Origin of the sequence: Streptomyces niphimycinicus, from assembly GCF_018883605.1 — a bacterium.
Taxonomy (GTDB): domain Bacteria; phylum Actinomycetota; class Actinomycetes; order Streptomycetales; family Streptomycetaceae; genus Streptomyces; species Streptomyces niphimycinicus.
This window is the reverse complement of sequence record NZ_JAHLEM010000342.1, coordinates 1-14731: the sequence shown is the minus strand read 5'-3', so window position 1 is coordinate 14731 and position 14731 is coordinate 1. Positions and strand designations below refer to the sequence as shown.

Here is a 14731-nt window from a genome sequence, read left to right as displayed (position 1 = left end):
AGGACTCGGCGCACGGCTGACGGCCCGCGGTCCGCCTGCCGTCCGCCCGCGGGCCGGGTGATGTGCCGTGCACAGCCAGGCGGGCCTGGTGAAGTCGGCCGCGGTTCAGCGGCGCCGCCAAGGGGCGCGGGGCTGTGTCGATGTGCGGCTCCGCCGCGACTGTGTCAATGTGCGGCTCCGCCGCGTGGGACCAGCCACGACCGCGCCGCGGACGAACGACGACACATCACGGCACATCCAGCGGAGCGCCGAGCACCACCACACCGTGACGCAGGTCACCTCGACCGGAAATCCGCTCGCGCAAACGGGCCCGTACGGGAAGGATCGGCGCACACGCAGGCCCGTACAGCACGCGGACATCGCACGGGGAACCGTCCACACGGCGCACCCGTGCGGCGCGTCGGAACGGCACAAGAGCAACGGCACAAGAGCAAAGGGCGTACCCCTGAGTACCCAGCAGGTCATCGAGTGGACCGAGGACGGCCGGACCCGGACCGCCCACTGGCGCTCCGAGAACGGCACGCCACCGCCCCGGCGGATCGAGGTGGCGGACGACCGGATGCCCGTCGCCACCGCCCACCGCCTCGCCTGCGAGGGCACCGCGCTGCTGTGGCGCGGCGACTACCAGGGCGCCCGCCAGTTGCTGACGGCGATGGCGCGCCGGATCGACCGCGGACCGCGCCGGGCCAAGGAGCGGCGGGCCCCGGCGGCGTCCCCGGCCGAGGCGTTCCACCGGCACCGCCAGGCCCGGTCCCGGCGGGCCCGGCTGCTGGGGATGCTGCTGGTGCCGCTGGACGCGGACTTCGGCATCCCGCTGCGCCGGGCGCCGGACGTACGGCAGGCGTGCGCGGAGGCGTACGGCCCGGCGGGCGGGGACCCGTCGGTGACCTCGCTGCCGGAGTTGCTCGGGCTGATCGGCGCACATGAGTGGCGCCGCAAGGGCGTCAAGGTTCCGGCGCTGGGCGGGGACCGCGTCCATCCGCACTACGGGGTCTTCTCGCCGGTGCGCGGCGAGTACGTCGACCTGGTGGCCGAGGCCCCGCTGCCCACGCATGAGCTGGCCTTCGACATCGGCACCGGAACCGGCGTGCTGGCCGCCGTCCTCGCCCGGCGCGGCATCCAGCGGGTGGTGGCCACCGACCAGGACGCACGGGCGCTGGGGTGCGCCCGGGAGAACGCGGCCCGCCTGGGCCTGTCCGAGCGGATCGAGGTGGTCGAGGCCGACCTCTACCCGCCGGGCCGCGCCCCGCTGGTGGTCTGCAACCCGCCCTGGGTCCCGGCCCGGCCCTCCTCACCGCTCGAATACGCGGTCTACGACCCGTCCAGCCGTATGCTGCGCGGCTTCCTGAACGGGCTGACCGGGCATCTGACCCCCGGCGGCGAGGGCTGGCTGATCCTCTCCGACCTCGCCGAACACCTCGGCCTGCGGCCACGCGCCGAACTCCTGGCGGCCTTCGCCACGGCGGGCCTGACGGTCGCGGACCGCCTGGACATCCGCCCCACCCACCCCCGCGCCGCCGACCCCACCGACCCCCTCCACACGGCCCGCGCGGCGGAGGTCACCTCGCTGTGGCGGCTGACGGCGGGCTGAGCGAGCGCCGCGGGGAGCGGGGGCCCGGCACAGGCCACCGCCCCCGCCGGACCGCTGTCCGCGCGGGAGGTGCCGAAGCCGGACGTGCTCACCCTGAACGTGCGCACCCTGAACGTGCTCACCCTGGGCGTGCCCATCCCTGACACGGTGGTGCTCGCCGGTCAGGCCGCCGCCAGCGCCTCGGTCGGGGGCAGCCGCGAGGCACGGATCGACGGGTAGACGCCGGCCACCATGCCGATCAGGACCGTGCTCGCCGTGCCCAGGGCGAGCGCGGGGAGGGGGATCACGGTCGGCCAGCCCTGGTAGGTGGCGTAGCCGAGGGTCGCGAGGACGCCGAGGACCGTACCCACGACACCGCCGAGCGTGCTGAGCACCACGGACTCGGTGAGGAACTGGGCGCGGATCTGGCCCCGCCCGGCTCCCAGCGCCCGGCGCAGACCTATCTCCGTGCGGCGCTCCAGAACCGAGATGTACATCGTGTTGGCCACGCCGATCCCGCCGACCAGCAGCGCCACCCCCGCCAGGCCCAGGAACAGGGCCGAGAAGGTCGTCCGGGTGGCGCGTTTGGCAAGCAGGGCGTCGGACGGACGGCTGACCTGGACCATGCCGGGCAACTGGGGATACAGCGTGGCCGGCAGGACCTCGCTGACGTCCTCGATGGCGTCCTCCTCGGCCTTCACGTAGATCACCGTGGGGTGGCCGTCGAAGCCCAGCTCGCTCTTGGCTGCCTGCCAGCCGACAAGGACGGAGCGGTCCAGCTCGGGGGCGAGCGGCAGGCGGTCCAGGATCCCGACAACGGTGAACCACCGGTCGTCGATGACGACCTGCGGCGGCTGCCGGCCGTGGGCCAGCCGGGGGATTCCGAGCCGGGCGGCGGCCTGGTAGCCGAGGACCGCGGTGGGGAACGACGAGGTGGCGGCGGAGAGGAACCGGCCGGAGCGGACCGTGCCGCTCACGGCGGGCAGCAGGTTGGTCCTGGCGGCCAGGACGTTGAGGCCGAGGCCGTCGTTCGGGTCGGTGCGATCCGAGCGGCGGACGAGGGCGTGGGTGTTGGCGACGGCGCTCGCGCCGGTGACCGGGCGGATCCGCTCGGCCATCCGGTGGGCCTGCTCCGGCAGCAGGACGGGAGGGTTCTGGTCCGCCTGCGGCTGGGCCCGCAGCATGTTCGTACCGAGCGCGGACAGTTGCTCGTCCAGGTGCTGCTGGCTGGACGCCGGGATGCCGGTGACCAGGACCAGGGTGGCGATGCCGATGGAGATGCCGAGTGCGCTGAGCGCGGCCCGCATCCTGCGGGTGAGGAGGCCGAGGAGGCCGAGGCGCAGCACGTCGGAGGGGGCCAGTCGCACCGGCCGGATGTCGGTGGGGTGGATCATTCGCGCCCCCGCCCGGTGCCCGCTCCGGTGTCGGAGACGACGCGGCCGTCGCGGATCTCGACACGGCGTGGCATCCGGGCGGCGATGTCCCGGTCGTGGGTGATGACGGCGATGGTGGTTCCCTCGCGGTTCAGGTTGACCAGCAGATCCAGTACGGCCCGCCCGTTGGCCGAGTCGAGTGCTCCGGTCGGCTCGTCGGCGAGCACCAGCGCGGGGTCGTTGACCAGGGCGCGGGCGATGGCGACACGCTGGCGCTCCCCGCCGGAGAGCTGGTGCGGCAGGTGCGCGGTCCGGGCGCCGAGGCCGACCCGTTTCAGGGCGGCGAGCGCGAGCGGCCGTCTCAGGCGGCGCGGCACCCCGGCGTACAGCAGGCCGGTGGCCACGTTCTCCGCCGCGGTGAGCCCTTCGGTGAGGTGGAAGTGCTGGAAGACGAAGCCGAGCCAGCGGCCGCGCAGCGCCGACAGCTTGCGGTCGGACAGCGCCGCCGCGTCCCGGCCGGCGATCTCCACGGATCCGCTGGTGGGCAGGTCCAGCGTGCCCATGATGTTGAGCAGGGTCGACTTGCCGGAGCCCGAGGGGCCGACGATGGCGAGGAGTTCGCCCGGGTGGACGGTGAGCGAGACGTCGTCCAGCGCCAGCACCCCGCCGCGGTACGCCTTGCTCGCGCCGCGAATGGCCAGCACGGGCGTGGCCGGGACGGCGGCGGCGCCGGGTGCGGGCCCGGCCAGGGGGTGTGCGGGCCCGGCCAGGGTGTGTGCGGGCACGGCCAGGGGGTGTGCGGGACCGGTCACGAGGTGGTCACCACCCGCAGGCCCTCGCGGACGTCCTTCCCGGACACCTCGACCATGCCCTTGGCGAACAGCCCGGTGTCGACGGCGAGCAGCCCGCCGTCGCGGCGCTGGAGCGCGTATCCGCCCTCCCTGAGCGCCAGCAGCGCGCCGACGGGCACGGACAGCACGTTCTTCCTGGTCTCGGCGGTGAAGGTGACCCGTACCGACGCCGAGTCCAGCCCCTTCACATCGGCGCCGTGCGTGGGAGTGACGGTGACCCGCAGGCTCGGCGGGCCGTTGACCTCCTCGTCCTGCTCGTCGCCGCCGCCCTGCACCGTGTGGCTGACCGCGGTGACCTTGCCGGGGATGGTTTTGGCGCTCGGCAGCGCGATGCTCACCTCGTCACCCACGCGGATCGGGGCGGCGTCGGCGGCGTCCACCTTCACGGCGACGGTCTTGGCGGCGGAGGTGACGGTCAGCATGTCGCCGGTGGCGGGGTCGCCCAACTGGGCCTTGATGTCGCCGACCCGGGCCTCCCCCGGCAGGACGACGACACGGCCGGGGTCCAGGGTGCCGGTCTGCTGCTGCCCGGTGTCGCGCTGCCACCGCTTGAGGGCGGCGGCCAGCGACGGAGTGAACCGGGTGCCGTTCGCGGTGGTCCGCCCGGGCGGCCCGATGTCGTAGCCGAGCGCCTGGAGGTTGTCCGCCAGCACGGTCACGTCCCGGCCGCTGACGCCGGGCTTGGCCAGCGTGCGGAAGAGCGGGGTGTCCCCGAAGAACACCATGACCGGCCGGTCGTCGATCCGGTACAGCGGCTTGCCGCGGGTGGCGGTGGCACCGGGTTTGGGCAACTGGGTCACCACGCCCTTGCCGGTGCCCTTGACGGTCCTGGTGCCGGCGAAGCCCAGCGTCCCGGTCAGCGTCCGGCTGTCGGCGAGATCCCCGCGGACGACCGTGGTCAGCGCGGTGGAGGGCGCCGCGGACCCCGGTCGTTCCGCCTTCGCCTCGCCGTGGGCGGACAGCGCCAGGGCGCCGGCGCCCACCGCGACGGCGGTGACGAGTGCCGCCGCCGCGAGGACGAGGCGCCGTCGGTTCGCCCGCCGCGGTGCGGGCCCGGTGTCGGTGGCGGGGTCAGTCACTGAAGGCTTCCAGCTCGCAGGCGCGGTCGACCTTGGTCTGCTCGGCTTCGGAGATCTGCTGCTTGCCGTCGTCGTAGCGCCAGGCGAGACCGTCGGGGCTGACGCTCGTGTCGGGCACCATATGAACCCGCATGCCGTGCTTGTTGAGGCACTTGACGTAGGCCCGGTAGTCGTCGGCGAAGTGCGGGTTGGTTTCGGGCTCGGTCTCCGGTGGCTGACGCGGCAGCTTCACCAGGCAGGCGTCGTAGCCGGCCTGGTGCTTCTTCACGACGGCCGGATCCTGCACCGGGGACGCCTGCTTGGCGCCCGCCAGCTTGGCGCGCTCATGGTTCATCGGAACGCCGTGGGCCTCGAGGCAGGCGTTGTAGGCGTCACCCAGCCGGTCCCGCTCCTCCTGCGAGCTGTCCATGCGCAGTTGGGGGCGGTCCGCGGTGACGTCTTTCTTGCCCTCGCGGTGGTCCGGGTCCGCCTTGCCGCCCGCCGCCGGGGCTTCGCTCTCGATGGAGTCGACGCCCTTGTCCGTCTTGACCCCGCTGCCGCCGCCGCACGCGGTGAGGGCCAGGCTCAGCGCGGCCGTGGCCCACAGCAGGGCCGCTGTCTTGGTCTTTCGCATGCCGACGACCATCTCGGACACTTTTGAGGAACCTGTCAGGAACCTTTGCCCAGGTGATGCTCGCCCGCTTCACCCCTCGCCGGTGTTCCTAAACTCGCCGTCATGTGCGCATACGTGGTCGTCGCCGAGGACGACCGGAAGCAGGCCGAACTGGTCCGCCGCTATCTGGAACACGAGGGCCACCGGGTGACCGTCGTGCACGATGGGCGATCCGCGCTCGAATCGGTCCGGCGGCAACCGCCGGATCTGCTCGTCCTGGACGTGATGATGCCCCGGGTGGACGGCCTCGACGTATGCCGTGTACTGCGCGCGGAATCGGCCCTGCCGGTGCTGATGCTGACCGCCCGCTCCACCGAGGACGACCTGCTGCTGGGCCTGGACCTCGGCGCCGACGACTACATGACCAAGCCGTTCAGCCCGCGCGAGCTGATGGCCCGGATACGCGCGCTGCTGCGCCGCCACGCCGCCACCACGGCCCCCACCGCCGCCACCGCCGCCACCGCCACGCCGCCGGAACCGGTGCTCACCGTCGGCCCCCTGACCATCGCTCCGGCACGGCACGAGGTCTCGATGCACGGCCGGCCGGTGGACTGCACACCCGGTGAATTCCGGCTGCTGGAGATGCTGGCGGCCAGTCCCGGCCACGTCTTCACCCGCCCGCGGATCCTGGAACGGCTGCACGGGTTCGACCGGTACGTCACCGCCCGGACCGTCGACGCGCATGTGATGAACCTCCGCAGGAAACTGGAGGACGATCCGCGCCGGGCCCGCTTCCTGGTCACCGTCTACGGCGTCGGCTACAAGCTCGTGGACGGGGCCGGCGACGGAGAATCCCACCGTGCGCCGTGACGTACCGCTGCGCCGCAGCCTGCTGCTGCGCCTGCTCGCCGTCTCCGCGCTGGTGTCCGCCTGTTCGGTCGCCGCGACCGCCTGGCTGGCCATCCGGACGACCGCGGTGGCCATCCGCGAGGAACGAGGCCAGGCACTCGCCGACGACACCCGGATCTACGACAGTCTGCTCGGCTACGCGGCCCGCCACCCGCGCTGGGACGGCGCGGGCCCGACCGTACGCGCCCTGGCCCGGCAGACCGGCCACCGCATCATCGTGACCAGCGACGGCCGGCGGGTCGCCGACTCGCAGTCCGCCGCGCGGCTCCCCTACCGGCCGCCCGACAAGGCGACCGCCGTCATCGACCCGCTGGCGGTCAGCCCCGATCTGCTCCCGGACTCCGTCTCCGACCGGATCGATCCACGCGCCGTCGGGCCGTTCGAGCTGAGCGGGGTCGAACGCGCGCGATTGCGCGAGGCCGCGCGACGCCGGGCCGCATGCCTGCGCACCGTCTTCGGTCCGGGGATCACCGTGGTGGAGGAGCCGAGCGGGCGGTCACGTGTGGGCACCGACACCTCCCGCGACCTGGACACCCCGCGCTGCGCCTCCACGGCGCTCGACTCGCCCACCCCGACCGAGGCCAGGGCGCTGTCCGCCCTCAACGAGCTCGTCGACGCGTGCCTGTCCCGGCGCCACGCGGCGCGGGTGACACTCACCCTGGACGACCAAGGGAAGCCACGCGCCGAGCCCCGTGCCGAGCCGCCGTTGCGGACGCGTGGTGAGGACGCGGACGACTCACTGGTCAGCTCGTGCCTGGCGAGCAGCCGCGCCCAGCAGCTCGCACCGTACGTCGCCCCCGCGGCGGCGCTGTACGTCACCAGCCCGGGCCGGAGCGCCACCACCTTCTTCGACCTGTCCGCGGGCAACCGCGCCCGCATCGCGGGCGGCACCGTACTCGTCCTGCTGGTCACCGTCACCGCCACCACCCTGGCCGGGATACGGCTGGTCCGGCCGCTGCGCGCACTGACCGACGCGGCGCAGCGCATGGCGGACGGGGAGGCCGGCGCCCAGGTGAAGGTCACCAGCAACGACGAACTGGGCCGGCTCACCTCGGCGTTCAACTCGATGTCGAGCCGACGCGACCAACTGGAGGCGGCACGCAAGGACATGGCCAGCGATGTCGCGCACGAACTGCGCACACCGCTCAGCAACATCCGCGGGTGGCTGGAGGGCGCCCAGGACGGTGTCGTACCCCACGGCGACCTGCTGGTGTCCTCGCTGCTCGAAGAGGCGCTGCACCTCCAGCACCTCATCGACGACCTGCGGGACCTGTCCGCGGCCGACGCGGGCGAGCTGCGGCTCCACCTCGCGCCGGTCGACATCGCGCACCTGCTGGCACACACGGCCACCGCCCATCACGTCGCGGCCGAGAACGCCGGTGTCGCCCTGCGGGTGGAGGCATCCGGTGACTGCCCGGAGATCCAGGCCGACCAGGTACGGCTGCGCCAGGTGCTCGGCAACCTGGTGGCGAACGCGCTGCGGCACACCCCGTCCGGCGGCACCGTGTCCCTCCGCGCCCGCGCTGCCGGCGGCGAGGTGCTGATCGAGGTCGCGGACACCGGCTCCGGCATCGCGGCCGACGAACTGCCGCACGTCTTCGACCGGTTCTGGCGGGCGGACAAGTCCCGCAGCCGCCTGACCGGGGGCAGTGGCCTGGGGCTGTCCATCGTGCGCAAGCTGGTGGAAACGCATGGCGGGACGGTGACGGTGCGGAGCACGGTGGGCGAGGGCTCGGAGTTCACGATCCACCTGCCGCACACCCGCTGACCTGTGGTGGAGGCGTTCCCGGACGCGGCGGGCACCCGCAGGCCCGAGTGGCGGGCCACGGCCCGAATGGTGGGCCACGGCCCGAATGGTGGGCCACGGCCCGAATGGTGGGCCACAGCCCGAGTGGTGGGCCACGGCCCGAGTGGTGGGCCACGGCCTGCCCACCCGCCGAGACACGCCGTAGGCGTGAGGTCAGGATTGACCCGACTCGTGCCCCTGCTTAGCGTCCGGGATGAAGGGCAGGAAGATCCCCACGTACCGCACGACCCCCATCAAGGGAGCCCGCATGAAGCTCGCCTTCTCCACTCTCGGCGTCCCCGGTATGCCCATGTCCGACGTCGCCCGGCTCGCCGCCGGGACCGGGTACCACGGGGTGGAGCTGCGCGCCCACCCCGAGGAGCCGGTGCACCCGGAGATCGGGGCGGATGAGCGCGCCCGGGTGGTGGCGGAGTTCCGGGACGCCGGGATCGAGATCCTCACCGTCGCCGGGTATGTGCGCGCCGCGCAGGCCGGGCCGGACGAGCCGGTGCTGGCCGGGCTGCGGAAGCTGCTGGAGCTCGCCCATGACCTGGGCGCCCGCCATGTCCGGGTCTTCCCGGGCGGCGGGGAGCAGAGCCCGGAGGAGGCCGACGCCACGGCCGCCCGGCGGCTCGCGGCGGCCGCGCCCCACGCCGCCGACCTCGGCGTACGGCTGCTGCTCGAGACCCACGACTCGCACCGGACGGGCGCGGACGCGGCCCGCGTCCTCGGGCTGGTGGGCCATGGCAGCGTCGGGGCGATCTGGGATGTGATGCACACCTGGCTGGGCGGCGAGGACCCGGCCACCAGCTATCCGGCGCTCTCCCCGCATCTGGGCTACGTCCAGGTCAAGGACATCGCCTCGGCCGACGACACCACCCCGCTGCCGCTGGGCGAGGGGGTGCTGCCGCTGACCGAGTGCGTGGAGCTGCTCAGCCGTGAGGGCTGGGACGGCTGGCTGTGCTGGGAGTACGAGAAGCGGTGGTATCCCCAGGCCCGGGAGTTCCCGGAGCTGCTGGCCCCGGGCCGGGAACACCTGCTACGCCTGCTGACCGACTCGGCCTGACCACGCCGGGGCCCCGGCAGACCCGGTCTCGGGGCCACCCGACTCCGGCCCGTCCGACTCGGTGCGGCGATCCGACTCGGGGCCGTCCAACTCCGGGCCGCCCGACTCCGAGCCGTCCGACTCGGGACCGTCCGGCTCGGGTCGGGGGTCCACCCCGGGCACATCTGGCCTAAGCGGCCTCGATGAAGTGCGGTGCGGTTCGGGTGCGCCCCGAAGGGGCGCGGGCTGTGTCGATGTGCGGCTCCGCCGCGCGGGCGCGACCAGCCACGACACAGCCGCAGATGAACGACCGGACCTCGCGGCACTTCCCGCGGAGCGCTTAGCGCCCGCCCCGGGCACATCCGATCGGGCGCCCGCCCCGGGCACATCGGGTCGGGCGCCCACCTCAGGCGCATCGGGTCGGCGGCGCGCCCCGCGCCATACGCGCCGTAGGCGCAAGCGCGGGAGCGAGGTCAGGGCCACGCCGCCGACCAGCAGCGCCGCCGCCAGCCAGCGCGGTGCGCTGATCCCCTCCCCCAGCACCAGCGCCGCCGAGGACATCCCGAAGACGGGCACCAGCAGCGAGAAAGGGGCGACGGTCGAGGCGTCGTAGGTGCGCAGCAGAAAGCCCCAGACCCCGAAGCCGAACACGGTGGTGACCCAGGCGACGTAGACGATGGCGCCCACTCCGGCCCAGTCGAGCCTGCTCAGCGCGTCGAGGTCGGGCCGCGCGCCCTCGAACATCAGCGAGAGCCCGAGCAGTGGCAGTACGGGCACCAGGCTCACCCACACCATGAAGTTCAGGGCGTCGGGCGGCGCCGCCTTGCGGGTGAGGACGTTGGAGACACCCCAGAAGGCGGCCGCCGCGACGACGAGGACGAAGCCGATGAGCGGCCCCGAGGTGCCCTCGTCCACGGCGGCCACCGCGATCCCGGCGAGGGCGACGGCCATGCCCAGCAGCCGCCGCCGGCCGGGGCGTTCGCCGAGTACGACGGCCGCGAACAGCGCGGTGAACACCGCCTGGATCTGGAGCACCAGCGAGGACAGCCCGGCGGGCATCCCCTCGTGCATCCCGATGAACAGCAGCCCGAACTTGGCCACGCCCAGGGCCAGCCCCACCCCCAGGATCCATCGCCAGGCGACCCTCGGCGGGCCGACCAGGAAAATGGCGGGCAGCGCGGCCACCAGGAATCGCAGGGCGCAGAAGAGCAGGGGCGGGAAGTGGTCGAGGCCCACCTCGATGACCACGAAGTTGACCCCCCACAGGGCCGTGACCAGCACGGCGAGGGCTATGTGCACAGGTCGCATGGATCGAGGATCAGGTGCCGGGACCTTGTAGCACCAGCGCGGATGTCTTCATGCTTGGATGCAGTAACGGTTAAAGATGCGAGGAGGAGGGCGAACTGTGCTGGATCTGGGTCGGCTGCGGGCCCTGCACGCGGTGTCGGTACACGGCTCGGTCAGCGCCGCGGCCACCGCGCTCGGCTACACCCCGTCCGCCGTATCGCAGCAGATCGCCAAGTTGGAGCGGGAGACCCGGACCGCCCTTCTGGAGCGGCAGGGCCGGGGCATCACGCTGACCGACGCGGCCCGGCATCTGGCCGCCACCGCCCAGCAGTTGCTCGCCATCGTCGAGGAGGCCGAGACCACCCTGGAGGAGCGGCGCGGACAGCCGACGGGCCGGCTGGTGATCGGCGCCTTCGCCTCGGCGGCGCGCGGGCTGATGCCCATGGTGCTGGCCGCGCTCACGGCCGAGCACCCCTCCCTGGATGCCCGGCTGCTCGAAGTGGATCCGCATCTGTCGGTGGACCTGGTGGCGCAGGGGGTCATCGATCTGGCGGTGGCCCATGACTGGGACATCGCCCCGCTGCCCGCCCCGGAGGGGCAGGAGCGGGCGGTCATCGGGGACGATCTGTGCGATCTGCTCGCCCCGGCCGGACATCCGCTGGCCGGGCTGGCCGCACGGCGGACACTGCGCCGCGAGGACCTGCCGGGCCAGCGGTGGATCTGCCAGCCGCCCGGGTCGGTGTGCCACGACTGGCTGGTGCGTACGCTGCGCGCCTCGGGCCATGAGCCGGACCTGGCGTATCAGGCGGCGGAGAACCACACCCAGATCGCCCTGGTGGCGGCCGGTCTCGGCGTCGCCCTGATGCCCCGCCTGGGGCGCGGTCCGCTGCCGGACGGGGTGCTGGCGCTGCCCCTGGAGCCGGTCCCGGTACGGCGGCTGTACGCGCTGTGGCGCACCGGCGCGGCCCGCCGCCCCGCGATCACCGAAACGGTGCGGCTGCTGGGCGGCCTGTGGCCGCGGCGCACGGTCTGAGCACCGGCAGGGCACCGGCTCAACTTGCTTCTCAGTGACGCGACTTGAGGCACCTACGTCCACCCCGTGCGGAACCGGCGCGGGCCGCCACGCGTCGAAGCGGTGTGCTGATGGGGAGTCTCCGCATGGCGGTAATCGGCCTCGCCGCTGGTGCGTCGCCGACCACCGCTCCGCCGCCCGCGGCCAGCAGCACCCCGCCGCCGACGCGACACCCCTCCCAGAGCGTCGGCGGCGCCCAAGGGGCGCCCCAGGGGCCCGGCGCGCCCATAGGGCGGTCGTTCAGACGGGCAGCTCCGCCTCGATCAGGTCCGCAGCCCGGTCCGGCCCGCCCTCGGCGGCCATCCGCTCCTTGAGCGCGGCGCAGCGGGCGGCCACCTCGGGGTCGTCCACCAGGTCGAGCACCGCCTTGCGCAGCGCCGGCGCGGTGGCCGCCTCCTTGGGCAGATGGCGGCCGACCCCGAGCGCTTCGAGGGTGTCCGCGTTGCTGAACTGGTCGACGGCCTGAGGTACGGCGACCATCGGCACCCCGCAGGCCAGCCCCTCCTGGGCGCCGCCCGCCCCCGCGTGGGTGACAAAGGCGTCGGCCTGCCGCAGAATGCTCAACTGCGGTATCCAACTGTGCACTTCGATATTGGCGGGGATCTCGCCGAGGTCGGCCCGGTCGACGAACTCGCCGATCTGTAGCACCACGTACCACCCCGGCAGATCGCCGAACGCGGCGACGCACGCGCGGTAGAAGCCGGGCTCCTGGGTCCAGGTCGAACCGAGCGAGACCAGCAGGATCCGGTCGGTCTCGGCGGCCCGCTCCGGGCGGCGCCACTCCGCCACCTCGCGGCGGGCGCTCTGACAGCCGCCGACGAAGCTGTAGACGGACGGGTCGACGCGGTCGGCGTTGGGCTGGAGCAGCTCGGGGATGAGGGCGACACAGCGGCTGGGGCGGCCGATGAGCCGGTCGGGGTCGGTACCGGCCAGTCCGTTCTCCTCCAGCCAGGCGCGGTAGCGCGCGTAGTAGGCCCGGCCGCGCTCGGAGCACCGCAGTTGCGCGTACATCGGCTCGAAGACCTCTTCGCGGTAGCCGTCCCAGGGCACGAAGCTGGGCGCGAGTTCGACGGCGGACACGCCCCAGCGATGGGCGAGGACATGCGCCGGGTACGCCGTGACGTCGTACATCACCAGATCCGGCTCATCGCCCTCGTAGGCCGCGAGATGCTGCGGCAGCGCCTGCTCGGCCTCGATGAGAAACGGCTCGATGTAGTCGATCAGATCGGAGCCTCTGGCGCCCGGCACATTCTCACCGTGGAGGACCGAGGTGTAGGTCTTCGGCTCGGCGCCGGTCTCGGCGACCTTCTCGGCGAACGATTCGGGGATGGCGTAGGTAACCCGGTGGCCGCGGGCCACCAGCTCGCGGATCACCTCCAGGCTCGGGTTGACGTGCCCGTGCGCCGCGATGCCGAACATGGCGATATGTGTGGGGGGCTTGGCACCCGTCGATGGGGTCATGAAAACGGAACATAATTGAGAACGGATGCCGCATACAAATAGTGCACATACCCGATCGGTACATTAGCGCCGGTTTAGCACGAGCGCCAGATCCCTGTCTTTAACGAGTCTTTTCCTTTACGCTTCCGGGCCGGCGGAAAGTCCAACTCTCCTTGACCCGGCCGCGCTTTGTGTCCCAGCGTGTCCTGCACCACCTTCGACCGCCCCCTCCGAACGTCCCATGGAAGGAGTGCGGGTGCACACGACGACGTCTCGCCGCGCCCTGCTCACCGCCACTCTGGCCGCCGCCGCGGCCGGTGCCTGTAGTGCGCCGACGAACGGCTCCCCCGCGCCCGCGGCCCCCGCGCGCCACACCACCGGCGGTTCCGGCGGCCCTTCCCCGACGCCCTCACGAACCACCCCACAGCCCGGCCGGGACCAGGAGCGCGACCGCCGCCGGATCGACGAGCTGATCGGCCGGATGACACTGGACCAGAAGATCGGCCAGCTCTTCGTGATGCGGGTGTACGGCCATTCGGCCGCCCACCCCGACCCGGCCGATATCGCGGCCAACCGTAAGGACATCGGCGTCGCCAACGCGGCCGAGCTGATCGCGAAGTACCACGTGGGCGGGGTGATGTACATCCGCTGGGCGCACAACATCCGCGACCCCCACCAGGTCGCCGCGCTTTCCAATGGCATCCAGAAGGCCGCGCTGGCCGCCTCCGTGCCGGTCCCCGTCCTGCTCTCCACCGACCAGGAGTACGGCACCGTGGCCCGGGTCGGCGCGCCCGCCACGCTGTTCCCGGGCGCCATGGCGCTCGGCGCGGGCGGCAGCGCGGCCGACGCCCGTACGGCCGCCCGCACCGCGGGGGCGGAGCTGGCCGCGCTCGGCATCCGGCAGGACTACGCGCCGATCGCGGACGTCAACGTCAACCCCGCCAATCCGGTGATCGGCGTGCGCTCCTTCGGGGCCGATCCGAAGGCCGTGGCGCGGCTGGTGGCGGCCCAGGTGGAGGGCTATCAGAGCGCCGGGGTCGCGGCCACCGCCAAGCACTTCCCCGGCCACGGCGACACCTCCGTGGACAGCCATGTCAGCCTGCCGCGGATCACCCACTCCCGCAAGGAGTGGGAGCGGCTGGACGCGCCGCCGTTCCGGGCCGCGATCGAGGCCGGGGTCGACTCGATCATGACGGCGCATCTGCTGTTCCCCGCGCTCGACCCGGCCGACGACCCCGCCACGCTCTCCCGCCCCATCCTCACCGGTGTGCTCCGCGAGCAACTGGGCTACGACGGGGTGGTGGTCACCGACTCGCTCGGCATGGCGGGCGTGCGGAAGAAGTACGGCGACGACCGGGTGCCGGTGCTCGCGCTCAAGGCGGGGGTGGACCAGTTGCTCAACCCGCCGAGCCTCTCCCGCGCCTTCGAGGGCGTGCGCAAGGCCGTCCGCGCGGGCGAGCTGGACGAGGACCGGATCGACCGCTCACTGCGGCGCATCCTGGAACTCAAGGCGCGCCGGGGGCTGTTCGACGATGCGTACACCAGCGACCGCGCGGTCAACCGCACGGTGGGCACCCGCGAGCACCGGGCCACCGCCGACCGGATCGCCGAGCGCACCACCACGCTGATCACCAACCGCGGCGGGCTGCTGCCGCTGTCGCCGCGCCGCCGGCCCGACCTGCTGGTGGTCGGGGTGGACGCCGCCGCGCCCTCGGGCACCGGCGGCC

The 14731-nt window shown here is 73.2% G+C and carries 11 protein-coding genes and 1 pseudogene; 6 read left to right on the top strand and 6 right to left on the bottom strand.

Translation table 11 applies throughout. The features are described 5' to 3' along the window. Window positions 1-445 precede the first annotated feature (445 nt). On the top strand, window positions 446-1591 hold the full coding sequence (locus KN815_RS27905; RefSeq protein ID WP_216344676.1) for a methyltransferase: 1146 nt from the start codon (window positions 446-448) through the stop codon (window positions 1589-1591). 161 nt (window positions 1592-1752) lie between these two features. Here the strand turns inward: KN815_RS27905 and KN815_RS27900 are convergent, their stop codons facing one another. The 4 genes from KN815_RS27900 to KN815_RS27885 form a co-directional block, all read right to left on the bottom strand. After that, window positions 1753-2964, bottom strand: a complete 1212-nt coding sequence (locus tag KN815_RS27900; RefSeq protein ID WP_216344672.1) for an ABC transporter permease — start codon at window positions 2962-2964, stop codon at window positions 1753-1755. Then, a complete protein-coding gene (locus KN815_RS27895) occupies window positions 2961-3647 on the bottom strand; it encodes an ABC transporter ATP-binding protein (RefSeq protein WP_372458495.1) in 687 nt (228 codons plus the stop codon). The genes KN815_RS27900 and KN815_RS27895 overlap by 4 nt, the downstream gene beginning before the upstream one ends. A 104-nt stretch (window positions 3648-3751) precedes the next feature. Then, window positions 3752-4873 (bottom strand): peptidoglycan-binding domain-containing protein, encoded by a 1122-nt coding sequence (locus KN815_RS27890; protein ID WP_253209286.1) that lies wholly within the window; start codon window positions 4871-4873, stop codon window positions 3752-3754. Continuing rightward, window positions 4866-5486, bottom strand: coding sequence for a hypothetical protein (locus tag KN815_RS27885; RefSeq protein ID WP_253209285.1), 621 nt, complete (start codon window positions 5484-5486; stop codon window positions 4866-4868). Before KN815_RS27885 ends, KN815_RS27890 begins: the two co-directional genes overlap by 8 nt. 102 nt (window positions 5487-5588) lie before the next feature. On the opposite strand from KN815_RS27885, the gene KN815_RS27880 reads away from it, so the two are divergent. From KN815_RS27880 to KN815_RS27870, 3 genes are all read left to right on the top strand, one after another. Further along, complete coding sequence (locus KN815_RS27880) at window positions 5589-6335, top strand: response regulator transcription factor (protein ID WP_216344671.1); 747 nt, start codon at window positions 5589-5591, stop codon at window positions 6333-6335. Further along, entirely contained in the window at window positions 6325-8142 is a 1818-nt protein-coding gene (locus KN815_RS27875; RefSeq protein ID WP_216344670.1) for a sensor histidine kinase, read from the top strand. The genes KN815_RS27880 and KN815_RS27875 overlap by 11 nt, the downstream gene beginning before the upstream one ends. A 286-nt stretch (window positions 8143-8428) precedes the next feature. Next, window positions 8429-9226 (top strand): sugar phosphate isomerase/epimerase family protein, encoded by a 798-nt coding sequence (locus tag KN815_RS27870; RefSeq protein ID WP_216344669.1) that lies wholly within the window; start codon window positions 8429-8431, stop codon window positions 9224-9226. A gap of 300 nt (window positions 9227-9526) precedes the next feature. Here the strand turns inward: KN815_RS27870 and KN815_RS50755 are convergent. Continuing rightward, window positions 9527-10513 (bottom strand): annotated as a pseudogene (locus tag KN815_RS50755) (EamA family transporter); the annotation flags it as partial. 97 nt (window positions 10514-10610) lie between these two features. Between KN815_RS50755 and KN815_RS27860 the strand changes: the two are divergent. Continuing rightward, window positions 10611-11525 carry a LysR family transcriptional regulator gene (locus KN815_RS27860; protein ID WP_216344667.1) on the top strand — a complete coding sequence of 305 codons (915 nt, stop codon included), beginning with the start codon at window positions 10611-10613 and terminating at the stop codon, window positions 11523-11525. Window positions 11526-11804: 279 nt separating this feature from the next. Here the strand turns inward: KN815_RS27860 and KN815_RS27855 are convergent, their stop codons facing one another. Beyond that, the gene (locus tag KN815_RS27855) at window positions 11805-13025 is read right to left on the bottom strand and encodes a macrolide family glycosyltransferase (protein ID WP_216344666.1); all 1221 of its coding nucleotides are present in this window, start codon (window positions 13023-13025) and stop codon (window positions 11805-11807) included. A gap of 220 nt (window positions 13026-13245) precedes the next feature. Here KN815_RS27855 and KN815_RS27850 point away from each other — a divergent pair. After that, a partial coding sequence (locus KN815_RS27850; protein ID WP_216344665.1) for a glycoside hydrolase family 3 protein occupies window positions 13246-14731 on the top strand: 1486 nt, incomplete at its 3' end.